The sequence below is a fragment of the Haladaptatus sp. AB618 genome (genome assembly GCF_024136965.1).
In the GTDB taxonomy this organism is placed as follows: Archaea; Halobacteriota; Halobacteria; order Halobacteriales; family Haladaptataceae; genus Haladaptatus.
Genome location: NZ_JAMYJX010000003.1, coordinates 215,840 through 237,062 on the forward strand (window position 1 = coordinate 215,840; position 21,223 = coordinate 237,062).

Below are 21,223 nucleotides of genomic sequence, written 5' to 3' on the forward strand. Positions count from 1 at the left end.
GCTTACTTCTGTTCGCGGAGGTGTGCGGGCTGGGTGATGAGCGTCTTTTCCTTGCCACCGTCGTTGATGATGACCTTGTATGCTTTACCCTGCTTTCCGACGACTTCGCCCGTGCGACCGTTGAATCGCGGGTGGAAGCGTCCTTTTCGCACGCTCGGGTCGATCTTGAGGTGGACTTTCTGTCCGTTCTCGTACTGCTGGACTGCACGCTGTGGTGGCGAGGTGCCACGGTCGCGGGGGTTGTTCGACAGTTTTTCTCGGGTGGTGTTGTACGGTCCGTTCGAGCTCGGCATAGTCGTATGACGCTCTTGTTCAGTGACGGTTATAAAAGATACGTTCCTCGTCGGGGAAAACCGCTTCCCCGTGCCGATCGTTCACACTCGTTTTCGGCTCGTCGTTTCGGCGTCACAGTTCGGGGTCTCAGTTCGAAGTCACCAGCGATGATGAACCGCGTCGGCCACGTGTGCTTCGTAAATCTCGTTCGTGCGCTCCCGCTCCTCGGCGGTGAGCGGCGGGAGGGATGCGGCGATGACGTTCTCCCGAATGTGGTTCGGACTGGTCGACCCCGGAATGACGGTCGAAACCGCGTCGTGGTCGAGTATCCAGCGGAGCGAGAACTGTGCCATCGTCGCGTCCTCGGGCACCAACCGTTCGAGTTCGTCCACCGCTTCGAGCCCCCGTTCGTACGGAACACCCGCGAACGTCTCTCCGCGGTCGAAGGCCTCTCCCTCGCGGTTGAAGTTTCGGTGGTCGTTCTCCGGGAACTCCGTTTCCTTCGAGAGCTGTCCGGTCAGCAGGCCGGACGCAAGGGGCACGCGGACGATCACGCCGATGTCGCGTCGGCGCGCTTCCTCGAAGAACAGCTCCGCCGGGCGCTGACGGAACGGGTTGAAGATTATCTGGACCGTCTCGACATCCGGGTATTCGATGGCTTTCAGACCCTCCTCGACGCGTTCGACGCTGACGCCGTAATGGTCGAGTTTGCCCTCCGCCTTCAGGTCGTCCAGCGCGTCGAACGTTTCCGGTCGATAGTAGACGTCCGTCGGCGGGCAGTGTAGTTGGAGCAGGTCGAGCGAATCCATATCGAGGTTGTCCCGGCTCCGGTCCACGAACTCGCGGAGATTCGATTCCGTGTATCCGGACGCCTCGTGTGGATCGAGTCGTCGCCCGGCCTTCGTCGCCACGACGGGCCGTTCGTCCGTCTCGTACTCCGCGAGCACGTCCGCGATGACGCGTTCACTCCGGCCGTCGCCGTACACGTCGGCCGTATCGATGAACGTGATTCCAGCGTCCAGGGCGGCGCGAACCGCCTCGTGAGCGGTCTCCTCCGAGACATCCCCCCAGTCCGACCCGATGTTCCACGTTCCCATGCCGATTTCAGTTATCTCATAGCTCGTCGTTCCGAGCCTGCGTTCGTCCATACGGTTCGACACGGCTTCCCCCTACATTGTCTCTTTGTCCCATGCGTGAGACGAAAGGATAACCCTGCTCCGGTTCGTCCGCTCGCATATGACCGACAGCGACGATTTCAGGTTCGAAACGCGCTCCATCCACGCCGGACAGGAACCGGACGAGGAGACGGGTGCGCTGATGACCCCCATCTACGCTAACTCGACGTACGTGCAGGACGGCCCGGGCGACCACCGCGGCTACGAGTACTCGCGCACGGGCAACCCGACGCGCACCGACCTCGAAGACAACCTCGCCAGCCTCGAAGGCGGCGAGTACGGTCGGGCCTTCTCCAGCGGGATGGGTGCCATCAACACCGTCCTCAACCTTCTCTCCTCGGGTGACCACGTCATCGCCAGCGAGGACGTGTACGGCGGTACCCACCGCATCTTCACGCAGGTGTACGCCGACTACGACGTGGAGTTCTCCTTCGTGGACATGACCGACCCGAGCGAAGTGTCCGACGCGATGCGCGAGAACACCGAACTGTTGTGGGTCGAGACGCCGACGAACCCCCTGCTCAACGTCGTGGACATCGCCGCGATGGCCGACATCGCGGAGGACGCGGATGCGCTCTGTGCCGTGGACAACACGTTCGCCACGCCGTACCTCCAGCGCCCGCTGGAACTCGGCGCGGACGTCGTCTCACACTCCCTGACGAAGTACCTCGGCGGCCACTCCGACGTGGTCGGCGGCGCGCTGGTCACGAACGACGAGGCGCTGGACGAGAAGTTCGGCTTCTACCAGAACAGCGTCGGCGCGACCCCCGGTCCGCACGACTGTTTCCTCGTCCTGCGCGGGACGAAGACCCTCGGCGTCCGGATGGACCGCCACTGCGACAACGCCCGCGCCATCGCGGAGTGGTTGGACGACCACGAGGCGGTGGACACGGTGTACTATCCCGGTCTCGAATCGCACCCGAACCACGACCTCGCGGCCGAACAGATGAGCGACTTCGGCGGCATGGTCAGCTTCGAACTCGACGCCTCGCTCGAAGAGGCGGCCGACGTGGTCAGCGAAACCGAGGTGTTCACCCTCGCCGAGAGCCTTGGCGGCGTCGAATCGCTCATCGAGCAACCCGCGACGATGACTCACGCCGCGATCCCGAAGGAAGAGCGCTTGGCGGCCGGACTCACCGACGGCCTCATCCGCGCCAGCATCGGTATCGAACACGTCGACGACCTGAAGGCCGACCTGCAGTCGGCGTTCGACGCGGCGTTGAACTAGAGCTTTCGTCTTTTTCATCCGGAACCGAGTGCCGGAGCCCAATGATACACCACGTTGGGACCCGTCCCTTCGTGCATGGAACTCACGGATCACGTGTACGCGTTTCCACTGACGTACGACCTCGGCGACCGGGAGATGACGATATTCCCCTCCGGCGTCGAAACCGAAGACGGACTCATCCTCCTCGACGTCGGGTTACCCGGTAAAATCGACACGCTGGCCGACGCGCTCGCCGAGGACGGCTTTTCGCTGGACGACGTGGACACGCTGTTTTTGACCCATCAGGACGGGGACCACGTCGGCGGCGCGGCTGAGTTGCTCGACCGAACCGACGCCAGCGTCGTGGCATCGGTCGGCGACACACCCGCCATCGAGGGCGACGCGGAACTCGTCAAGTCGGACCGATATCCGCCAATCCACGTCGATATCGAAGTCGTGGACGGCGTCACGTTCCGCACCGAGGCCGGACCGATGCGCGTGGTCGAAACGCCGGGGCACACGCCCGGCCATCTCTCTGTCGTCCTGCCCGACGCCGACCTTCTCATCGCGGCCGACGCCACGGTCGCGGACGAAGACGGGCTTCAGGGACCGAACGAAACGTTCACCCCCGAGATGGAGACCGCCGTCGATTCTCTCGGCAAACTCGCCGCGTTCGACACCAGCGGGACGCTGTGCTATCACGGTGGGTTCGTCGAGGACGCCGATGTCGAAGCGACGTACCTGTCGCTCACGGAATAGAAACGAAAAACGAAACGAGACGCGGAATTATATTCGACCGACGTTCTGCACGTCGATGCTCTCGACGCCTTCGACGGACGAGAACGACTCCTCGACGGCTTCCGTGCCACCGGCATCGTCGGGGACGATGACCGTCGGCAGGAGCGCGATGAGGCCGAACGCGACGTCTTCGCGCTCGAAGCCGTTGATTTTCGCACCCTCAGGGAGCGAGTCTTCGAGTTTCTCTTGGAGGTCGTCCAAGTCGATTTCCGGGCTCTGCGGCATCACTTTGACTTTGGCTGCTACTTTTCCCATGGTTTACGGTCCGAGGAATGCACAGTTGGGGCATTCGTAAAGGTTGCTCTGTTTGCGGCACTTCGCACAGCGGTAGATGGTCTGCCCACAGTCAGGACATTTGAACGAGGCAGCGTTCGTGCCGGAAATGTTGATCCCGCACGAGACGCATTTTCGTGCTTGTTTTTGGGTCTGACTCATACCCCCACGTTCCGCCGCGCGACTTTTAACGCTTCCCTTTCGGGGTTCGAGACGGCGTTAGAACGCGCCCGTCTCGACGGTCGTCTCGGCGTGCAGGCTCTCTTTGACGGCGTCGTGAACCTTGCAGAGTTCGAACGCACGGTCGATGACGTCCTGTGCGGTCTCGTCGTCCGTTTCGGTCTCCCACTTGATGTCGAACGCGACGGCTTCGAGTTTGTCGTCGTCGTTCAGGTCGCCGCTCACGTCGATTTCGATCTTGCCGAGGTCGCCCGCACCGCGCTGTTCGCCACCCACGCGGAGGGCGGGAACGTAGCACGAACCGTACGCCGCGAGGAGCGTTTCGAGCGTGTCCGGCGCGTCCTCACCCGTCGCGTCGATGGTAACGGAGAAATCGCGGATGTCGTTTTCTGCGCTGTAGCCCTCTTCCGACGTGGTAGTGACTTCTGGCATTGCAGTTTCCAGGTTCGACCCAATACTCCTAAGGCTTGTTCTTCCGGCCGAGTGTGTCGGAATATGTACAACCGAGAACGATATTCGTCGCGAGTTATTGGTTCTCTCGTCGTCTGATTTTTGGATCGTACCCTTCGTTTCGCGCGCACTCCAAGATGGACTGGATGACGTCCGATTTCGCACGGGTGTATTCGGTGGTGTCGGTCGAATGGTTTTCCGCCGCTTTCCGCTTGACCTCCCCGTACTCCTCGCGTGCTTCCGGATGGTCACGGAGATACTCCCGAAGGAGGAGATATCTCGTCACGGCGTCGGAGTACCGTGGCCGGATGTGAACGTTGAACTGCTGCCCCTCGTCGTGGTTTCGCCCGAGTGAAATCCAATCGTCCGGTCTGTCCTGCTCTCCCGGAGAGTATCCCGCCTCTTGCAGTAGTTCGGCACACGTTCTTCCCTCGTCCATATCCGAAACGACCGGGCAAATGTCCACGATGGGTTTGGCGGCCAGTCCCGGCACGGAAGTACTCCCGATGTGTTCGATGCTGACGACGTGATCCCCGAGTATCTCCTCCATTCGGGTCGCTTCCCGCTCGAAGTGAACCGGCCATTCCGGATCGTACTCCACGATTTCGATACGAATGTCTTCCATGGAATTTCAGACTGGGTATCCCGAAATATTACGTCTTTGATTGTTTTGTGACTGTAGTCACTGGAGGGTAGTCCTCGAAAGCTTCCGCCACGGTTGTGCGACCGGCGGGGACTTTCTGAACTTTCATCGTAGTAGTTTCGGTTCCAAGGTCTACTGTTCAGTTTGTAGCAACCCTCAACGTACGTGAACACCTGAAAAGTAGAAAACGAAACGTCACATCCAGCGCGTCTTACTTTTCTCCGTCACCAGAGTTGGTCGGAGAGGTCGAACGTCTCGTCGCCGTCCAGAACGTGGACTTCGGCGTCGTTGCCGGTGGCCTCCACTTCGCGGACGAAGTCCTCCGGGTCCTGCTCGATGGGCGGGAACGTGTCGTAGTGCATCGGGAACGCGTAGTCGGCGTCGACCCAGTCCACCGCGACGGCGGCCTGCCACGGCCCCATGGTGAAGTGGTCGCCGATGGGAATCGCGACGGCGTCGGGTTCGAGGAACGGGCCGATGACGTCGCGCATTTCGGTCATCAGGGACGTGTCGCCGGCGTGGTAGAACGTCTCGCTGTCCTCGTCGGAGACCTGGGTCGGCTTCGTGTCGCTGATGACGAATCCGGCGGGCATGCCGCCGGAGGCTCCGTAGCCCGTGTCGAGACCGTTGGTGTGGTCGGCACGAACCATCGTGACGAACGCGTCGTCGGCTTCGAAGGTGCCGCCCATGTTCATCCCGGTGCCGTCCTCGACGCCATACTCGTCGGTGACGTAGCCGATGACCTCCGGCGTGGCGACGAAGTGTGCATCACGGAAGCGGTCGGCGTCCGCGATGTGGTCCGCGTGCCCGTGCGTGAGCAGGACGTAGTCCGGGTCGAGTTCCTCCGGATCGGTGTCCGTCTTCGGGTTGTCGAAGAACGGGTCGATGAGGAGTTCCGTGTCGTCAACGGTAACGTGCCATGTCGAGTGTCCGTACCAAGTGAGTTCCATGGTGTGTGGTAGGATTGTGCCTGAGCAGTCTTAAAAGATGTTGGCGACGAATGGGGTGTTCCGATCGGACGCCGTCCTGTATTCACTGCGGAACGACGGTAGATAGCACGTCGACGGACGACCGAAAAAAGACTCGAATCCGTGCGCCGATTACAACCAGCGCTGAATGAGCGAGGTGATGCCGAGGTTCTTCTTCGCCATGATGACGATGTTCTCCGAGCGCCGAGCGATCTCTTCGGGCACTGCGCCGAAGACGATCTGTTCGAGGAGCCCTTCCCGCGTCGCACCGATCACCGTGAGGTCGAAGTCGGCCGAATGCTCCAAGATCGCATTCGAAACGTCGTCGCTCTCGATGACTGCGGTCTCGACTTCGCCGTCAGCGTCGAACTCCTCCGCGGCCCCATTGACGAGCTCTTGAGCTTCCTGCCGGTCGCTCTCGGAGGCGTCCGGGGAGATGATGTGGAGGATTTCGACGCGAGCGTTCTCCGGTCGTGCGATCGCTTCCGCGATGGTCGTCGCGTACTCGGCGTGCGGGCCGCCCGCCATCGGCACGAGGATGGAGTCGATGTCGGAGGACGCCGATTCACCGATGCGCTCGACGAGGACGTCGGCCTGTGCATCCTGTGCGATTCGGTCGACGGTGCTCCCGAGAACGATATCCCGGCGTCGGGCTTGATCGCCGCCCTGCCAACCGAGGAGGACCGCGGTACTGTCGTGTTGGTCGATGGTGTTGAGGATGGCGTCGGCCACGTCGTGACCGATTCGAATCGTCCCGCTCACGGGGACGTCGGCGTCCTCGCCGATTTGGATGGCTCGACTGAGGACGTTCTCCTTTTCGTCGGTGACGAACTGCCGACCCTGGGAGAGCGGCGTCTGCGGCGAGACGGTGACGACGCTCGTCACCAGTATCTCGCCGTCGTTCTCGCGTGCGAGGTCGATAGCCGTCTGCATGAGTTGGTCCGCGTTCTCCGGATTAGCGATGGGGACCACGAGTTGGTAGTCACGGCGTTCGGTCGCACGATGCGAGACGACCGTCGGCGTCTCCTGTTCGAGTTTCTCCATCTCCTTCTCCTCGGAGTAGGCGTACCAGACGGCGATGCCGATGGCGAACCACGCGGCCATCGTCACCAATGCGGTGAAGCCGTCCTCCCACGGGCGGAGCCCGAGCGAAGTCAACAGGAAGGGGGTGAGCAGCAACTGGAAGACGATTCCGAGGATCGGAATCCACGGCATGAACGGAATTTCGAAGGGCCGTTCCAAGTTCGGCCGATTCCTCCGCATCGCGATAGCGGCGATGTTCACCATGGAGAACAGGAGGATGAACATGACGCTGGAGGAGGCCGCCACGCTCTCGATCGGGAGCGTGAGGGCCATTAGCATGATGATGGCTCCGGAAACCCCGATGGAGAGGTACGGCGAACGCTTCTCCTCGTGGATGTCCGAGAGTTTCGGCGGCAGGAGGTTGTCACGGGCCATCGCGAACCCGATACGGCTCGACGCATACAGCGTGGCGTTCAACGCACTCATCGTCGCGGCCAGACCGGCGACGAGCAGCAACGAGAGACCGTACGGGACGAATTGCCCGGCCGCTTGGATGATACCGAGTTCCCCGAGGTTACCGAGGATTTGCCACGTGTACACCGGTCCGCTCGCTCTGGACATGTTCGCGAGACGGAGGATGTTGTCGGTGATTTCGATACCACCGATGGAGGCGAACGCGACAAGGATGTAAATCGGAATGACGACCGCGATCGAGTAGAAGATGGCTTTCGGGATGTTCGTCCCGGGGTCCATTACCTCCTCACCGCTCTGAACGATGATGTCGTATCCCTCGAACGCGACGTAGGTGAACCCCATCGCCGCCATGATTCCGCCGATTCCGGCGGGGGCGAATCGCGGGCTGGACAGGAACTTGGTCGACCAGTCCGGCTGTTTGAACGTCGCCAGCGCGCCGAAGATGACGAAGACGCCGAGGATGATGATTTTCGCCGTCGTAATGACGATTCCGATGGTACCGGTCTCCTCCGCGCCACGATAGTTGATGTAGGCGAACAGGGCGATGACGAGACCAGCCAAGAGTCGTTCGGTCAGCCCACGGGTCAAAAACCCGAAGAAGACGAATTCGTGGCCGAGACCGGTGTAGACACTGATGAACTCGGTGAGGAACACACCGAAGGTCACTGCGTAGAGCGCACACGCAACTGCTTGCGCGAACCAGTTGGCCCATCCGGTGTAGAACCCGTACGGACTCGGCAGTGCCTCAGTCACCCAGCTGTACGCCCCGCCCGACTGTGGAAACGACGCACCGAGTTCCGCGTACGACATCGCAGTGAACGTCGCAACGACCCCGTTCAATAGGAACGCAAGCATGAGAGCAGGACCGGCGAGACCGGCGGCGAACCCGGTCAGCGCGAAGACACCCGCCCCGATCATCGCCCCGATTCCGATAAAGGTGATGTCCCACAGACTCATGTCCCGCGAGAGCTCTGTACCGACATCCCGCTGAGAGGCATTTTCGTTCGCCTCCGTCGTATTCTCAGCCATTGTTTAGTCTATCTGATGGAGTCCTTAAAAGGTTAAATAACTGGCCTTGTCTCCCGCCTCCCCTTATATAGTGAAACGGTACGAAAGGTGGTCAGCATGGGCGAGTGAAGCGGTTCGTCCTTCGATTTGGCCAACAATCTTTTACCTCGGTTCGATTGGATTTGTCTCACGCGAAGCGTGGGAAAAAGTGAGAGGGACGCTCGGAGTCCAAACGTCACGACCGTTTCGCTTGGCGATCGAACACGGGTCGTGAAACGAGGTCCGTCGCGAGTCGTTTCCGGCAACCGAACCATTTTGCGTTCCCCCTTCGACATCCCGGATATGCATCGAGTCAGATTCCGAGACCCGGCAGGGTCAGTCAGAACTGGCGAATGGCGCGACGGAAAACTCCACTTCGCGGACGACAGCTACGACCCGGAGGACGTCGACATCCTCGCCCCGAGCGAACCGACGAAAATCGTCTGTGTCGGCCTGAACTACGCGGACCACGCGGCCGAACGGGACAAGGACGTTCCCACGCGCCCGCTCCTGTTCCTCAAACCGCCGAACGCGGTCGCCTCTCACGGCGATACGGTAACACTGCTCCCCGGAAAGGGGCGCATCGACCACGAGGCCGAACTCGGCGTCGTCATCGGCGAGCAGTGTCGAAACGTCGCCGAGGAGGAGGCGATGGACGTCGTGGAAGGGTTCACGTGCGTCAACGACATCTCGAACCGCGACGACCAGGATTTGGAACAGAACTGGGTTCGTGGCAAGGCGTTCGACAACTCCTGTCCGCTCGGCCCGGTGCTGGCGACACCCGACGAAGTCCCGGACGACGCGGGCGTCCAACTCAGGGTCAACGGGGAGGTGAAACAGGATTCCTCGCGCGACCAGTTCATCTTCTCCGTGCCGGAACTCATCGCGGAAATCACGACCTACCTCACGCTCGAACCGGGCGACGTCATCATCACCGGCACGCCCGCGGGCGTTGGACCGCTGGAAGACGGTGACACGGTCGAGGTCGAAATCGAGGGAATCGGAACGCTCTCACACGACGTGCGTAGTCCGTAGAAAACGAAGACGTTTTTTCGAGCTAGTTAGAGGACGCTCCACGCCTGGACGGCGCGGTTGAACGACGAGACGTCTGCGATCCAGCGTGCCGCGATCGTCTTCTTCAGCGTCTCCGCAGCGACGGAGTTGAACGTGCTGACGGGGAAGTCGAAACCGGCGACCTTGACGCCGTGTGCGACGGCCTCGTCACCGATGGAGATGACGGTCCCCTTGTCGTCGTACGTCCACGTCTTGAGCGGTTGTCCGTAGATGGAGCGGGAGACGTTCTCGCCGACGACTTCCGCGGCCTGCCACGCGGCCTGTGCGGTCGGCGGTGCCGGGTTCTCGCCCTGGTCGATGATGGCGCAGTCCCCGAGGGCGAACACGCGCTCGTCACTGGTCTGGAAGTCCGATTCCGCGGTGACGCGGTTGTGCTGGTTGTCGAGTTCGGTGTCGTCCATCGCGTCGCGGCCGGTCACGCCGCCGGTCCAGACGAACACGTCGTAGTCGAGCGCCTCGCCCTCGTCGAACTCGATCGCGTCCTCGGTGGCCTCCGTGATCGGGTCGCCGGTCAGGATGTTGATGTCCTTTTCGAGGACGTACTTCTTCACCGTCCCCTGCAGTTCGGGGTCCATACCGGGCATGATCTCGTCCATCGCTTCGACGAGGTAGATGTCGATCGGTGCACGGTGCTTGTCGCGGTACTCGGCGATTTCGCCCGCGCTCTGGATGCCCGACAGTCCGGCCCCGCCGATGACGACCTTCGCGGGGTCGTTTCGGGACGCCGTCTTCGCGGCTTCCTTGACCTGCTCGTGGATTTCGAGCGCGTCGTCCAGGTTCTTGAGCGTGAGCGCGTTCTCGGCCATCCCGGGGATGCCGTAGAATGCGGTCTTGCTCCCGAGCGCGACGACGAGATAGTCGTAGTCGAGGTCAGCGCCCTCTTCGAGTTCGACCGTCCGGTCGTCGGTGTCGATGGCCGTGACGGTGTCCTGCACGAATCGGGTGCTCGGCGATTTTATCTCGTGGATCGGGATCGTGATCTTGTCCATCGCCCGCGGGTCACGGATGACACGGTGGGACTCGTGGAGGACGAGGTGATAGTCCTTCTCCGAGACCCACGTAATGTCAGCGTCGTCGAGTTCTTCTTCGAGTTGCTGTATCGCGCCAGCACCAGCATAGCCAGCACCGAGCACGACGACCTTCTGAGTCATACCCGGACATCTGGATTCATTCGATACAAAGGTGTTGAAACCCGCAAGCGAGTGTGTGATATTGTCTCCCTCGATTGATTTTATCGTCCAGCGACGAAACCCGACGTGTTGGTTGCAAGCTTTAAAGTCGGTCGCGCCAAACTATTCGGCACTTATGAGCAATCAAGAGTTGCGAAAGGAGGCACACGACCTCGACGTGACGGTGTGGGTCGGCAAGAGCGGACTCGATGCGGTCACCGAGGAGTTGAAAGGACAACTGCAGAACGAGAAACTCGTCAAGGTGAAATTCCTTCGGGCGGCCCGCGGCGGGACCTCGACCGACGAACTCGCGGAGAAACTGGCTGACGAGGTGAATGCCAAACTCATCGAAACACGCGGGAACACGGCGGTGTTCCACTGATGGTAAAGCCCCTCCCGTTCCTGAAAGATATGATGGAGGCGGGGTATGCGATGGCGGTGACGCAGGCGATCTACTTCGTCGTCTCGTTCGTCGTCCTCTATCTGCTCGGTCGTATCTTCGTCATTCCGGTGGTCAAACGACTGCTCGACAGACAGGGGTACGACGAGAGCGTCAAAATCCCGCTCACCAAAGTCACCCAGTTCGCGGTGCTGTTCGCTGCTGTCGGCATCGCGTTCGCCCTCGCAGACTACGGGAACATCCTGACCGCACTCGCTACCATCGCCGCCGCAGCGACGTTGGCAGTCGGCTTCGCCCTACAGGACATCATCGCCAACTTCGTCGCTGGCGTGTTCATCTTCACGGACAAACCGTTCAAGATCGGCGACTGGATCGAGTGGGACGGTGACAGTTACTCGGGTATCGTGGAGGACATCGACCTCCGCGTGACGCGCATCCGGACCTTCGACAACGAACTGTTGACCGTGCCGAACTCGGTGCTGACCGACGGTGTCATCAAGAACCCCGTCGCCAAGGACAAGCTTCGCGTCCAGTTCCTGTTCGGTATCGGCTACGACGACGACATCCACCGAGCGACCGAGATCATCCTCGAAGAAGCTCAAAAACACGACGAGATTCTGGACGACCCGGAGCCCTCCGTTCGGCTTACCGAACTCGGGGACTCCTCGGTCGGTCTCAAATCCCGCTTCTGGATTTCGGACCCGAAGCGCAGTGACTTCGTGAAAACCCGCGGGGAGTATGTCACCGCGGTCAAGGAACGCTTCGACGCGGAGGGAATCGACATCCCGTACCCGTACCGCAACCTCGCGGGCGGAATCGAGATCTCGAACCCCTCGGAGTTGGCCGTTCTATCGGAAGACTGAGACCGATTCACTTTTTATAAATTTCAACGGTCATGAAATAGTGTTGAAGTAGCTCTGGGCTTATCTGTCGGTATGAACGATAGGAGACGAGCCTTTCTCTCGACCGTCGGGTCCGTATCCGTCGGCGGTACCCTCGTTCTCGCTGGCTGTGCTGGCGATTCGAAGAACGAGGTCGCGGGAAGGACGACGTCGGACGCGGGAACGACCGAAACGACCGAGGCGAGCACGGCGACGTCCTCGACGGCGGGGGGACGGACCGTGACGACGTCCCTGATTCGGAAGGGAACGAAACAGGAAACGATCATCTACGAGATCAATTCGGGCACGTCCGGTCCGACCGCGTACGTCGAAGGCGGAATGCACGGCAACGAGGAGAGCGGTTACTGGGCCGCGGAGGACATCCGAACGTGGGACATCGACGCCGGGACGCTCATCGTCCTCCCCAAGGCGAACATCCGGGGGGTACGACACGAGCGACGGGAGTGGCCGGGCCAGATGGATTTGAACCGGCAGTTCCCCATCGATGACCCACCGAAAAATGCGCTCGCACGGGAAATTTGGGCGGCCATCGGCGACTACGACCCCGACGTGTTCATCGACCTCCACAGTTCGAAGGGGATCTTCGAACGGGAGGGTGACGACGGCGTGGGACAGAACGTACTCCGGTCGAAGCACCCGAAAATCGTCAACAGCGTCGGCAACGCCGTCAAACGGCTGAACGACGAGTACGTCACCGGCTACTCCGAGGTGTACGATTTCGTCTCCACGCCACTGACCGAGACGAAATACGCCCGCACACCGATGCTCGTCAACAAGATGCGGGCCGACCGCGATGCTCCCTCGTGTCTCTTCGAAGTCACGCAGGACGACGTAAAACCGAAAAAGCGCGCCCGCTGGACGAAGGTGTTCGTGGACAGTATGCTCGATACGTGGGGAATCCGGGCGTCGCGGATGAACGAGTAGGACGGCTTCTCAGCTCTTCGGGAAGAATGCGATATGAATGTGGACGGCCGGAGTTGCCCGGCGTTCCGAACCGGGGAATCCCTGTTGCCTCCTCCACCCCGCGATCCTACGAGCGACAGCTGTTCGATGGTCCGCTGCTCACTTCCGTGCCTGACGGATTGCCACCGACTAACTGCGCCGAGACACTCCTGCGAGTGTTCGCCGCAGACCGCTGGCCCCGCAGGACGAGGCTTCTGCGTTGGCTTCCGGGGCCCGGCTCGGTCTGACCGGACGTGTCCGGAGTTCGGTTCCCGCTCAAGACCATAGCGCGGGCGAAGAGCAGGGCCTAACTGCCCAACCTAGTCCACTTCACAGTAAACCACACCGCCTTAAGGGCCTTTCGGGTTTCGTGTTTCGTGATCCGCGGTTCCCGTTTCCCGTTTCGTGCCGAAACTTACCCGACCGTGACGATGGCCACGAGGTTCGAACAGACGACCAACAACCCGACGACGAGATAGACGAAACTCCCGAGTCGGAACGTCCGACGGGAACGGCGCGTCCATCCCGAAAGGACGATCAGGAGGACGACCGTCGCTCCCTTGAGAAGTAACAATCCGAGGAGACCCATCTCCCCCAACAGGTGTGCGACGAACGGATTCCCCTCGTTCAAACCGAGTTGAAGGCCGACGCCGGTCGTCACCACGTCGCCGAGCATCACTCCCAGCACAGCGGCTAGCAGCGGAGCGGAAACGTGTGACCACGATCGAGCGATGGCGTTCGGCAACACGGAAACACTTCCACCCTCACGTCACTTTGTTATAGGCTGACTGTCAGTCGGTAACGCGCCGCTGTCGACGACAAAGCGACCACTACAGGTTGAGTTGGAGGTTCCAAGCCTTCCTTTTGGGAGGACGAACGAAACCGTCGGCGATAGCCGTCGAGCGATCCAGACGCTTCGCGTTTCCCGATACGAAAATCTCCGTCTCGACACCATACCGAGGTATAACGCCCAGTACCACTCGAATATGGTCGAATACGCTCCCTGTTTGGGTTGGCTGCACTTCCTTGCTTGAGTCGGAAAACCCACATTACCTCGGAACGAACGGCGGTGTATGGGTCTAGGAAGCACAGCCAAGAAGCTTCAGACGGTCGCCGAAACGGCGGAGAAACTGTACACCAAACTCAACGAACTGCGCGAGCAGATACAGGATATGCGCGATACGTTGGAGACGACGAACGAGCGCGTCGAAAAGCTCGAAACCGAAAACGCACACCAGCGTGCGCTCATCGAAGCGTTGGCCCGCGAGGAGGGTATCGACGTGGACGAAGTGCTGACCGACGTCGAGTCGTCCGAATCGGGCGACGGATCGAACGACGAATCGAATGACGGGACGGACGAGACGGTCGAAGCGAGCACGTAAGGCTCGCGGGTGGACATAATAACGACTAACAGCCCTCCCGTCATTTTTTGCCGCATGACCACACATCGGGAGCCACTCGATTCGGTGCTCGACACGGTCGGGCGGACGCCGCTCGTCCGCGTTCACGCCGCTCCGGACGAAGTACCCGTATACGCGAAGTTGGAATCGTTCAACCCTGGCGCGAGCGTCAAGGACCGCATCGGGAAGTACATGATCGAGCGGATGCTCGAACGCGGCGAACTCGAACCGGGCGGAACGGTCATCGAACCGACCGCCGGGAACACCGGAATCGGGTTCGCCGTCGCGGCGGGGCAACTCGACGTGAACGCCGTGTTCGTCGTCCCCGAACGGTTCAGCAAGGAGAAACAACAGCTCATGGCCGCACTCGGTGCGGAAGTCATCAACACGCCGACGTCGGACGGCATGGGCGGTGCTATCGAACGCGCGTATCAACTCGCTGAGGAGACACCGAACGCGGTGGTCCCACAGCAGTTCGGTAACCCGCTGAACGTCGAAGCACACTACGAGACGACGGGACCGGAACTGTACGAGGCGCTGGACGGTAATATCGGTGCTGTCGTCGCCGGGTGTGGAACCGCGGGGACGCTGATGGGGATGGCGAAGTACGCCCTCGACCAGAACCCCGACACCTACGTCGCCGCCGTCGAACCCGAAGGGTCGCTGTACTCCACCACCAAGGGAGCCGACGTCCCGGAGGAGGAGTACAAAATCGAGGGGATCGGAACGCACGACACCTCGACGAACGAACTGTTCGACCCCGACCTCGTGGACGAAGTCATCCAAGTGCCCGACAAAGCCGCACACGACGAGTTGAAACGACTCGGACGAGAGGAAGGGCACCTCGTCGGTTCCTCGGCCGGTGCGGCGAGCGTCGCGGCACAGCAGGTCGCCGAAAAGATCAGGGACGGGAAAATCGACGCGCCCGCCGACACCGTCGTCACCATCTTCCCCGATTCCAGCGAGCGCTACCTCTCCAAGGGAATCTATCGGTCGTTCACGGAGTGGGACGGATAACCGGAACGCGGTTTCGATATCCTGCTCTCCGTACCGGTATATAGTGAAATTACGAAGCTACTAATCCCCGTTTGTTCTCGCATCCGACAGCGAGCAACCGACGGATATCGGTTCTCGCGGGACAATACAGCCATGTCGCAGACCAACGAGAGCGGGATTCCGCAAGTGCACAGGGAGTACCTATTGGGCGTTCGCATCGTCACGGTGGACGGGACGGACGGGAACGGGACGCAGTATCGGTTCGAAGCGCCCGACCATCGAGGAGTCCACTTCGACGATCCGGACTTGGCGGAACTGTACGCCGACGTGTACTTCGACGTGAACGGCTTCCAGGAGGAGGGAACGGGTGACCGCGGCGTTCCGCCGGAGATAATTCAGGCCGGACGCGATACGTTGGCCGCGTACTTTCTCACACAGCCATACACCGACCTGAACTGGGTCGCGTCGTTTTACGGCAAGCGGCCTCCGGAAATCGAGCGCTACATCGAAACGGTTCGAAAGCGCGCGGAGGAGATCCGTACGGGTGCGGAAGGGATGGGAATGGAGTGAGCGCACCGAACTTCCGATTCCGCGACGCTTCGCTATTTACACGCAACTCTTCTCTGATTTGATATCATATCGAACTCAATAGACGGTAATCGGTACGGGTTCCCGTGCCAACCGTTCGAGGAACTCCCCGACGGTCGAAAAATCGTGTTTCGAGCAGGAAACAGACAGTTATCCGATAGGTAAGCGTAATCCGTACATAACGCCCAGTTCGGTCGTGAGAATGCCATATCTCACATACACCTATTATAAATTTACATGTATCTCCTATTGAAAACCACCGCTTGCATGGTCGAGTTCACCCGACGCAAACTGATGGCCACGTCCGCCGCTGCCGCCTTGGGAGCGAGCGTTTCACCACAAGCGATAGCGATCGAGAGCACCGAACCGCCCGAGGACGACGACACGCCGAAAGCACCCTACGTGAAGGGGAGCCTCAAGCGCTTCTCCTCGACCGCGTTCGGCGCGGAAGTGACCGGGCCGTTCGTGTTCGACGACGGAACGCCGATGTTCAGCCTCCAGCACCCGAGCCGCGACAACCCCGCACCGTACAACAGGTCCGGGATGGGATACTTCAAGGGGTTCCAGTTCTCGATGGACGGAACCAACGACGACTTTTCCGAGCTATCCACGCCGCAGACGAACGAAGAACAAGGAACTATTCGCGGTGCGGACGGGGAGTTCACCTTCATCGCACAGGAAGAGGACCGGATCAACGGTGGAAGCGAACGCCTCGGCGTCTCACAGACCCCCGACGGATGGGACATCACCCAGGAGAAATTCGCCGGGACGCAGTACGGAGATACCGCATCGAACCCGGACTGCAACCAGTTCATCCCGACGAACGAGGACGGAACTGAGGGTTACCTGTTCACGAACTGGGAGAACAGCCCCGGAAACGTCTCCCGTATTCCGCTCAGCCGGGGCGAGAACGGGGAATGGGACGCAGACCTCGAAAACGCCATCAACCTCGCGAACACCGAGCAGTTGCGCGAATTGGGTGGAACGCGAATCAACTGTTACGGGGACACCTCCCCATGGAACACGATGATATCCGCGGAGGAAAACTACGCACAGCCCCGTGTTTCCCTGACCGCCACGGTGGGTGACATCGTGGAGAAGGGCACCGGAACAAACCTCATCGGTGGCTGCCAATTCTGGAACCGACCGAACCCGAACGGGATTCAGGAAGCCATCGACGACTACTACGGCGACGAATCGTGGGGCGTCCAAGGATACTGGGCGTTGACCGGACTCGAATTCCTCGCGTACTATCTCGGCGCGGAGCGCGTCGATCAGACCTCGCTCGCGGTGGACGAATCCTCCGACGGGAAGAACACGATGACTCCCATCGGGGACGTCTACCCGAACCCGTACCGCTACGGCTACTTCGTGGATTATCGCGATCCGGCGGACGAAACGCCACAGCCGATCAAATACTACGTGATGGGCCGCGCCTCGTGGGAATGTCCGGACATCCAGAGCGACAAACGGACGGTGTACGGCTGTTCGGACGGCGACAGCAAGGGGATTTACAAGTTCGTCGCCGACGAGGAAATCGACGGCTACTGCGACCCGATGAACGTCGCAGGCACGCTGTACGCGCCGAAAGTGACCAACGCGGACGCCGCGAAGAAGAACCCACCAGCCGACGTGAACCTCGAATTCGAATGGCTGGAACTGGGTCACGCCGCCAACTACGAAGTCGAGAAGTGGATCGCCGAGTACGACGACGTCACGCAGGTCGATTACCTCGAAACCCACGCCGACACCGACTGGGAGGATGACCTCGACACGGCGCTCGAAGAGGCGGACAAAGCGGTCGTCGAGGACGGCAACCGGAACTACATCACGAACGAGGAAATCGTCGAGTGGGCGAAACAGTACGAGAGCGACGGGCCGGACGGTGTGGACGACGACCTTCGAAAGGTTCCGTTCCTCGAAACCCGCGCCGCCGCCAAGGAGATCGGCGCGACCATCGAGTTCAACAAAGCCGAAGGTGTCGACAGCAAGGACGGCGCGAAACCCGGCGACTACGTCTACTTCGCCATCTCCGCGCTCAACGACGCCCTCGCGGACACGCTGGGCGACATCCGACTGGACCGCGTCGACGGCGGCGTCGTCTACCGTGCCGAACTCGAAGACGACTACAACGTCTCGACGCTCGAACCCGTCATCGTCGGCCCGGACGCCAGCGACCCGGCGAACATCGCCGACGACGCCCTCATCAACGTGGACAACGTCAACGTGATGGACGACGGTCGCGTGCTCTGCTGTGAGGACGCGGATAAGTTCGGCCGGTCGTACAGCAACGACTGTCTGTACGTCTACGAACCAGCGGAGTAAGGCGAGGGAGTTCCGAAGAGCAGGGCGAGGGAGTTCCCCCGTTTTATGCCCTCAGCCGACCGTGTTCGACCTTCATACAACGGTCCTGGACGACCCGTTTTCCGGCGTCCTCCGCCCGTTTTGCCGCTTCGTCGTCACGGATTCCGAGTTGCAACCACACGGTGTCCACGTCGTCCCGTTCGAGGACTGCATCGACGATGTCCGGTACCTCTTCGCTCGGTCGGAACACGTCCACGATGTCTATCTCCTCGTCCACGTCGGCGAGCGAGTCGGCCGCTTCACGGCCGAAAATCTCGTCCGCGAACGGGTTGACGGGAATCACGTCGTAACCGTGATTCCGGAGGTATTTCGGTATCTCGTGGGCGTCCTTGCCGGGCGTCGAGGAACAACCGACGACCGCAACGGTGTCGAGTTCGAGGACGTCTCGAAGTTCGTCATCTCGTTCGATAGGCATGGGGGAACCGACGTGACGGGCGCGCAAAAGGATTCGCTCTTCTATAGTCGCTGCCAGTCGGTCGTCGGACCGATGCCTTTTATTCGGACTTCCGATTCGTTGTCGTCCGCTTCACGGATCTCGATCTCGCCGTCGAACAGTTGCCGAAGTGTGCTCATCGTCTTCGCGTCGTGTGCCGACGAGTCGATGACGAACAGTCCGAGCGCTTCCGCACTCTGTACGCGGCCGGTAAAGACGTGCAAAAACCGAAAGACAGTCTGTAGATTCGAGTACATCAGCAGCGTCGAAAGCGAATCGAACGCGATTCGGTTCGACCGGACACCCGAATCGTAAAATCGCTGGAGGAGCTCCGAGAGTTTGATTCCGATGCCCGTCATGTCCACGGGAGAGGATGCGAACTCGATGCCATCTACGCGCCCCGGATTCATTCCTTGCTGCTTCGAAACGCAGTCTACGATACCGATCGGAGCGTCACCATCGGTGCGACGCGATTCGTACTCCGATAGCACCTGCTTGCCGGTGTTCTTCGTCGTCACGATGATCGTGCCACTGTCATCTCCATGTGCAAGTACATCGAACGTGAGACGCCGCTTTCCGGTCATCGGTGGACCAGCAACGAGTAGGTTCGTCCCCGGGTTGACCTCCATTCCCGAGAACGTCTCTCCTAAATTGTACATGATGGTTCCTCAGTGTACAGGGTCACACCCACTGGACTGACAGCGAACGACGGGGGAGGCAAACGGGTGCCGGTTTTCTCCCCCGGTTTCATCTGGAATTAATATATTGGGTTCTACTTATATTCTTTTTGATTGCTATCTGAAACGGTAGGAACGCTCAAAAGAGAACGGCAATTCGACCGACGACGAACGCCACTGCAGCGAGAAACATCCCGTACTTCAAGTGATTTTGCCCGGCTGTCGGATCTCCGAAACTTTCGGCGGCCGCATAGAGCATGACCGCATCGGCCGGGAGGACGACGGCGAGATACGGAAGCCCGAACACCCCCCACAGGTACGGAAGTGGACTGGCGAGCACGGCGACGACGAGCAATATCGTTCCGAAGATCGTCGCGGGTCGCGCGCCGATGGCCAGCGGAAGCGTGTTCAACCCCTCTTCACGGTCGCCGTCCATGTCCTCCACGTCTTTGATGATTTCGCGCGTGAACGTCGAGAGCGCGGCGAGCAGGAAGAGGATGGCCGCGGTCCGGATCCCGTCCACCGGAATCGCGGTGCTCCCGGCGTCGGCCGCGACTGCGGCGCTCCCGAAGAGAAAAGTACTGCCACCGAGATAGGCGACGACCGCGTTTCCGACGCCCGGCAACCCCTTGAACAGTTTCGTGTACGCGACGAGCGCGACGAGGTTCAACGCCGCGATGGCGATGGCGAACACCGGGAGCAAGAGCGCCGCGGCGACGGCCCCGACGAACAGGACGATGCTGAAGAGCAGCGTTCCTTTCGGGGACACCGCCCCCCGTGGAATCGGTCGGTCCGGCGCGTTGATGCGGTCGATATCCCGGTCGAAGTAGTCGTTGATGGCGTTGCCCGCGCCGGTCGCCAACCACGTCGCTACCACGGCCGCGACTACCTGCACCGGCTGTGAATCGGTGAACACGCCGCCCGCCACGAACGCCCCGATGAACGTGAGCATTCCCGCGGCGAACGTGTTGCCCGGACGTGTGAGTTCGAACAGTCCCTTCGCACGTCCGTCTGTACTCATACGGCGACGTACTCGGGCGACGCGGTATAAATGGTCGGAATGTGATTTCCACGAGACGAAACCACGACGTTTAAAAAGTAGGGGGCAGTACGATTGAGCACGGGCGCTTAGCTCAGTCTGGACAGAGTGCTTGGCTTCGGACCAAGTTGCCGCGGGTTCAAATCCTGCAGCGCCCATCATTCTGCGAGGAACGAAGTGAGGAGTCGAAACTGGGCCAAAGGATTCGAATCCTGTCAGTCGTAGCCCGGACCGGCGCGAAGCGCCGCATGCCCGAAACGTCTGACTTTGGTTCACAATCCTGCAGCGCCCATTCGGTTCACGGACGGTTTGCATCCGACGGACGAAGGTGGTTTATTTATCAATCGAGTTTGCCTGTCCGCTTCAACGATATCAACCAAACCGTTACCGGTTACTTCTTGACCGTTATTGTGTCGTTCGATAAGACCACCTGGCATCCAGAATAGACGAACGATATCGCCAGTGAATCGGTCTCCTCGGGTCGGGATCTGGAGTGCCAAAGCGCAGTGAGTGCGTCAGGATCCAACGAATTGTAGAGCGGTGGGAGTTCGTCAGGGTTGGTGTTCTTTGTAGTGGCAACTGAATTGACAATATCTTTGACAACATCATCTCCCTCCATTCGAGTTCGAAAAGGCTCTGAAAGGTCTGCTCTCCCTTCGTCGTCTGGTCGCTCGTCAGATGACATTGGTGACAACCGAACTACGAGCAGGTCTAAAATAATTCTATCC

24 protein-coding genes, 1 tRNA gene and 1 other RNA gene are annotated in these 21,223 nt (G+C 60.4%); 11 read left to right on the forward strand and 15 right to left on the reverse strand.

The genetic code is table 11. The annotated features are described in order from the left end of the window. Positions 1-2 precede the first annotated feature (2 nt). The gene (locus NKF26_RS11455; RefSeq protein WP_066142872.1) at positions 3-293 is read right to left on the reverse strand and encodes a 50S ribosomal protein L21e; all 291 of its coding nucleotides are present in this window, start codon (positions 291-293) and stop codon (positions 3-5) included. Between the two features lie 138 nt (positions 294-431). Next, on the reverse strand, positions 432-1,421 hold the full coding sequence (locus NKF26_RS11460; protein WP_253234339.1) for an aldo/keto reductase: 990 nt from the start codon (positions 1,419-1,421) through the stop codon (positions 432-434). A gap of 88 nt (positions 1,422-1,509) precedes the next feature. Here NKF26_RS11460 and NKF26_RS11465 point away from each other — a divergent pair, with 88 nt between their 5' ends. After that, a complete protein-coding gene (locus NKF26_RS11465) occupies positions 1,510-2,676 on the forward strand; it encodes a cystathionine gamma-synthase (RefSeq protein WP_253228036.1) in 1,167 nt (388 codons plus the stop codon). A 75-nt stretch (positions 2,677-2,751) separates the two neighbouring features. After that, complete coding sequence (locus NKF26_RS11470) at positions 2,752-3,414, forward strand: MBL fold metallo-hydrolase (protein ID WP_253228035.1); 663 nt, start codon at positions 2,752-2,754, stop codon at positions 3,412-3,414. 27 nt (positions 3,415-3,441) lie between these two features. Here NKF26_RS11470 and NKF26_RS11475 read toward each other — a convergent pair whose 3' ends face one another. The 6 genes from NKF26_RS11475 to NKF26_RS11500 all read right to left on the reverse strand — a co-directional run bounded on the left by NKF26_RS11475 (position 3,442) and on the right by NKF26_RS11500 (position 8,493). Further along, positions 3,442-3,708 carry an elongation factor 1-beta gene (locus tag NKF26_RS11475; RefSeq protein WP_066142863.1) on the reverse strand — a complete coding sequence of 89 codons (267 nt, stop codon included), beginning with the start codon at positions 3,706-3,708 and terminating at the stop codon, positions 3,442-3,444. Between the two features lie 3 nt (positions 3,709-3,711). Then, a complete protein-coding gene (locus tag NKF26_RS11480) occupies positions 3,712-3,888 on the reverse strand; it encodes an HVO_2753 family zinc finger protein (protein WP_082837777.1) in 177 nt (58 codons plus the stop codon). A gap of 57 nt (positions 3,889-3,945) precedes the next feature. After that, a complete protein-coding gene (locus NKF26_RS11485) occupies positions 3,946-4,338 on the reverse strand; it encodes an OsmC family protein (RefSeq protein ID WP_253228034.1) in 393 nt (130 codons plus the stop codon). A 94-nt stretch (positions 4,339-4,432) separates the two neighbouring features. Continuing rightward, on the reverse strand, positions 4,433-4,981 hold the full coding sequence (locus NKF26_RS11490; RefSeq protein ID WP_253228033.1) for a GrpB family protein: 549 nt from the start codon (positions 4,979-4,981) through the stop codon (positions 4,433-4,435). 242 nt (positions 4,982-5,223) lie between these two features. Then, a complete protein-coding gene (locus tag NKF26_RS11495) occupies positions 5,224-5,949 on the reverse strand; it encodes a metal-dependent hydrolase (protein WP_253228032.1) in 726 nt (241 codons plus the stop codon). A gap of 150 nt (positions 5,950-6,099) precedes the next feature. Continuing rightward, the gene (locus tag NKF26_RS11500) at positions 6,100-8,493 is read right to left on the reverse strand and encodes an amino acid permease (protein WP_253228031.1); all 2,394 of its coding nucleotides are present in this window, start codon (positions 8,491-8,493) and stop codon (positions 6,100-6,102) included. Between the two features lie 321 nt (positions 8,494-8,814). Between NKF26_RS11500 and NKF26_RS11505 the strand changes: the two genes are divergently transcribed. Further along, the gene (locus NKF26_RS11505) at positions 8,815-9,546 is read left to right on the forward strand and encodes a fumarylacetoacetate hydrolase family protein (protein WP_253228030.1); all 732 of its coding nucleotides are present in this window, start codon (positions 8,815-8,817) and stop codon (positions 9,544-9,546) included. A gap of 26 nt (positions 9,547-9,572) precedes the next feature. Here the strand turns inward: NKF26_RS11505 and NKF26_RS11510 are convergent, their stop codons facing one another. Next, positions 9,573-10,736, reverse strand: coding sequence for an NAD(P)/FAD-dependent oxidoreductase (locus NKF26_RS11510; RefSeq protein ID WP_253228029.1), 1,164 nt, complete (start codon positions 10,734-10,736; stop codon positions 9,573-9,575). A gap of 154 nt (positions 10,737-10,890) precedes the next feature. Between NKF26_RS11510 and NKF26_RS11515 the strand changes: the two genes are divergently transcribed. The 3 genes from NKF26_RS11515 (at position 10,891) to NKF26_RS11525 (ending at position 12,980) form a co-directional block, all read left to right on the forward strand. Further along, the gene (locus NKF26_RS11515) at positions 10,891-11,136 is read left to right on the forward strand and encodes a YhbY family RNA-binding protein (protein ID WP_253228028.1); all 246 of its coding nucleotides are present in this window, start codon (positions 10,891-10,893) and stop codon (positions 11,134-11,136) included. Beyond that, complete coding sequence (locus NKF26_RS11520) at positions 11,136-12,017, forward strand: mechanosensitive ion channel family protein (RefSeq protein ID WP_253228027.1); 882 nt, start codon at positions 11,136-11,138, stop codon at positions 12,015-12,017. The genes NKF26_RS11515 and NKF26_RS11520 overlap by 1 nt, the downstream gene beginning before the upstream one ends. A gap of 72 nt (positions 12,018-12,089) precedes the next feature. Continuing rightward, positions 12,090-12,980 (forward strand): succinylglutamate desuccinylase/aspartoacylase family protein, encoded by an 891-nt coding sequence (locus NKF26_RS11525; RefSeq protein ID WP_253228026.1) that lies wholly within the window; start codon positions 12,090-12,092, stop codon positions 12,978-12,980. A gap of 37 nt (positions 12,981-13,017) precedes the next feature. Here the strand turns inward: NKF26_RS11525 and ffs are convergent. Beyond that, positions 13,018-13,329, reverse strand: an RNA gene (gene ffs / locus NKF26_RS11530) — signal recognition particle sRNA. An 84-nt stretch (positions 13,330-13,413) separates the two neighbouring features. Beyond that, the gene (locus tag NKF26_RS11535) at positions 13,414-13,746 is read right to left on the reverse strand and encodes a DUF5658 family protein (RefSeq protein WP_253228025.1); all 333 of its coding nucleotides are present in this window, start codon (positions 13,744-13,746) and stop codon (positions 13,414-13,416) included. A 325-nt stretch (positions 13,747-14,071) separates the two neighbouring features. Here NKF26_RS11535 and NKF26_RS11540 point away from each other — a divergent pair, with 325 nt between their 5' ends. From NKF26_RS11540 to NKF26_RS11555, 4 genes are all read left to right on the forward strand, one after another. Beyond that, positions 14,072-14,380, forward strand: coding sequence for a DUF5798 family protein (locus NKF26_RS11540; protein ID WP_253228024.1), 309 nt, complete (start codon positions 14,072-14,074; stop codon positions 14,378-14,380). A gap of 54 nt (positions 14,381-14,434) precedes the next feature. Beyond that, the gene (locus tag NKF26_RS11545; protein ID WP_253228023.1) at positions 14,435-15,415 is read left to right on the forward strand and encodes a PLP-dependent cysteine synthase family protein; all 981 of its coding nucleotides are present in this window, start codon (positions 14,435-14,437) and stop codon (positions 15,413-15,415) included. Between the two features lie 132 nt (positions 15,416-15,547). Then, on the forward strand, positions 15,548-15,964 hold the full coding sequence (locus tag NKF26_RS11550) for a hypothetical protein (protein WP_253228022.1): 417 nt from the start codon (positions 15,548-15,550) through the stop codon (positions 15,962-15,964). A gap of 285 nt (positions 15,965-16,249) precedes the next feature. Then, positions 16,250-18,307 (forward strand): alkaline phosphatase PhoX, encoded by a 2,058-nt coding sequence (locus NKF26_RS11555; protein ID WP_253228021.1) that lies wholly within the window; start codon positions 16,250-16,252, stop codon positions 18,305-18,307. Positions 18,308-18,350: 43 nt separating this feature from the next. Here the strand turns inward: NKF26_RS11555 and NKF26_RS11560 are convergent, their stop codons facing one another. From NKF26_RS11560 to NKF26_RS11570, 3 genes are all read right to left on the reverse strand, one after another. After that, positions 18,351-18,761, reverse strand: coding sequence for a CoA-binding protein (locus NKF26_RS11560; RefSeq protein WP_253228020.1), 411 nt, complete (start codon positions 18,759-18,761; stop codon positions 18,351-18,353). 41 nt (positions 18,762-18,802) lie between these two features. Then, a complete protein-coding gene (locus NKF26_RS11565; RefSeq protein ID WP_253228019.1) occupies positions 18,803-19,438 on the reverse strand; it encodes a recombinase RecA in 636 nt (211 codons plus the stop codon). Positions 19,439-19,595: 157 nt separating this feature from the next. Next, on the reverse strand, positions 19,596-20,477 hold the full coding sequence (locus tag NKF26_RS11570; RefSeq protein ID WP_253228018.1) for a geranylgeranylglycerol-phosphate geranylgeranyltransferase: 882 nt from the start codon (positions 20,475-20,477) through the stop codon (positions 19,596-19,598). Positions 20,478-20,578: 101 nt separating this feature from the next. On the opposite strand from NKF26_RS11570, the gene NKF26_RS11575 reads away from it, so the two are divergent. Further along, a tRNA-Arg gene (locus NKF26_RS11575) sits at positions 20,579-20,653 on the forward strand. A gap of 233 nt (positions 20,654-20,886) precedes the next feature. Here the strand turns inward: NKF26_RS11575 and NKF26_RS11580 are convergent. Then, the gene (locus tag NKF26_RS11580; RefSeq protein ID WP_253228017.1) at positions 20,887-21,180 is read right to left on the reverse strand and encodes a HalOD1 output domain-containing protein; all 294 of its coding nucleotides are present in this window, start codon (positions 21,178-21,180) and stop codon (positions 20,887-20,889) included. Positions 21,181-21,223 lie beyond the last annotated feature (43 nt).

Bases quoted from the DNA above. Each gene is read 5' to 3' on its own strand.
- NKF26_RS11455 (WP_066142872.1), bottom strand. From the start codon at position 293: ATGCCGAGCTCGAACGGACCGTACAACACCACCCGAGAAAAACTGTCG.
- NKF26_RS11460 (WP_253234339.1), bottom strand. From the start codon at position 1,421: ATGGACGAACGCAGGCTCGGAACGACGAGCTATGAGATAACTGAAATC.
- NKF26_RS11465 (WP_253228036.1), top strand. From the start codon at position 1,510: ATGACCGACAGCGACGATTTCAGGTTCGAAACGCGCTCCATCCACGCC.
- NKF26_RS11470 (WP_253228035.1), top strand. From the start codon at position 2,752: ATGGAACTCACGGATCACGTGTACGCGTTTCCACTGACGTACGACCTC.
- NKF26_RS11475 (WP_066142863.1), bottom strand. From the start codon at position 3,708: ATGGGAAAAGTAGCAGCCAAAGTCAAAGTGATGCCGCAGAGCCCGGAA.
- NKF26_RS11480 (WP_082837777.1), bottom strand. From the start codon at position 3,888: ATGAGTCAGACCCAAAAACAAGCACGAAAATGCGTCTCGTGCGGGATC.
- NKF26_RS11485 (WP_253228034.1), bottom strand. From the start codon at position 4,338: ATGCCAGAAGTCACTACCACGTCGGAAGAGGGCTACAGCGCAGAAAAC.
- NKF26_RS11490 (WP_253228033.1), bottom strand. From the start codon at position 4,981: ATGGAAGACATTCGTATCGAAATCGTGGAGTACGATCCGGAATGGCCG.
- NKF26_RS11495 (WP_253228032.1), bottom strand. From the start codon at position 5,949: ATGGAACTCACTTGGTACGGACACTCGACATGGCACGTTACCGTTGAC.
- NKF26_RS11500 (WP_253228031.1), bottom strand. From the start codon at position 8,493: ATGGCTGAGAATACGACGGAGGCGAACGAAAATGCCTCTCAGCGGGAT.
- NKF26_RS11505 (WP_253228030.1), top strand. From the start codon at position 8,815: ATGCATCGAGTCAGATTCCGAGACCCGGCAGGGTCAGTCAGAACTGGC.
- NKF26_RS11510 (WP_253228029.1), bottom strand. From the start codon at position 10,736: ATGACTCAGAAGGTCGTCGTGCTCGGTGCTGGCTATGCTGGTGCTGGC.
- NKF26_RS11515 (WP_253228028.1), top strand. From the start codon at position 10,891: ATGAGCAATCAAGAGTTGCGAAAGGAGGCACACGACCTCGACGTGACG.
- NKF26_RS11520 (WP_253228027.1), top strand. From the start codon at position 11,136: ATGGTAAAGCCCCTCCCGTTCCTGAAAGATATGATGGAGGCGGGGTAT.
- NKF26_RS11525 (WP_253228026.1), top strand. From the start codon at position 12,090: ATGAACGATAGGAGACGAGCCTTTCTCTCGACCGTCGGGTCCGTATCC.
- NKF26_RS11540 (WP_253228024.1), top strand. From the start codon at position 14,072: ATGGGTCTAGGAAGCACAGCCAAGAAGCTTCAGACGGTCGCCGAAACG.
- NKF26_RS11545 (WP_253228023.1), top strand. From the start codon at position 14,435: ATGACCACACATCGGGAGCCACTCGATTCGGTGCTCGACACGGTCGGG.
- NKF26_RS11550 (WP_253228022.1), top strand. From the start codon at position 15,548: ATGTCGCAGACCAACGAGAGCGGGATTCCGCAAGTGCACAGGGAGTAC.
- NKF26_RS11555 (WP_253228021.1), top strand. From the start codon at position 16,250: ATGGTCGAGTTCACCCGACGCAAACTGATGGCCACGTCCGCCGCTGCC.
- NKF26_RS11560 (WP_253228020.1), bottom strand. From the start codon at position 18,761: ATGCCTATCGAACGAGATGACGAACTTCGAGACGTCCTCGAACTCGAC.
- NKF26_RS11565 (WP_253228019.1), bottom strand. From the start codon at position 19,438: ATGTACAATTTAGGAGAGACGTTCTCGGGAATGGAGGTCAACCCGGGG.
- NKF26_RS11570 (WP_253228018.1), bottom strand. From the start codon at position 20,477: ATGAGTACAGACGGACGTGCGAAGGGACTGTTCGAACTCACACGTCCG.
- NKF26_RS11580 (WP_253228017.1), bottom strand. From the start codon at position 21,180: ATGTCATCTGACGAGCGACCAGACGACGAAGGGAGAGCAGACCTTTCA.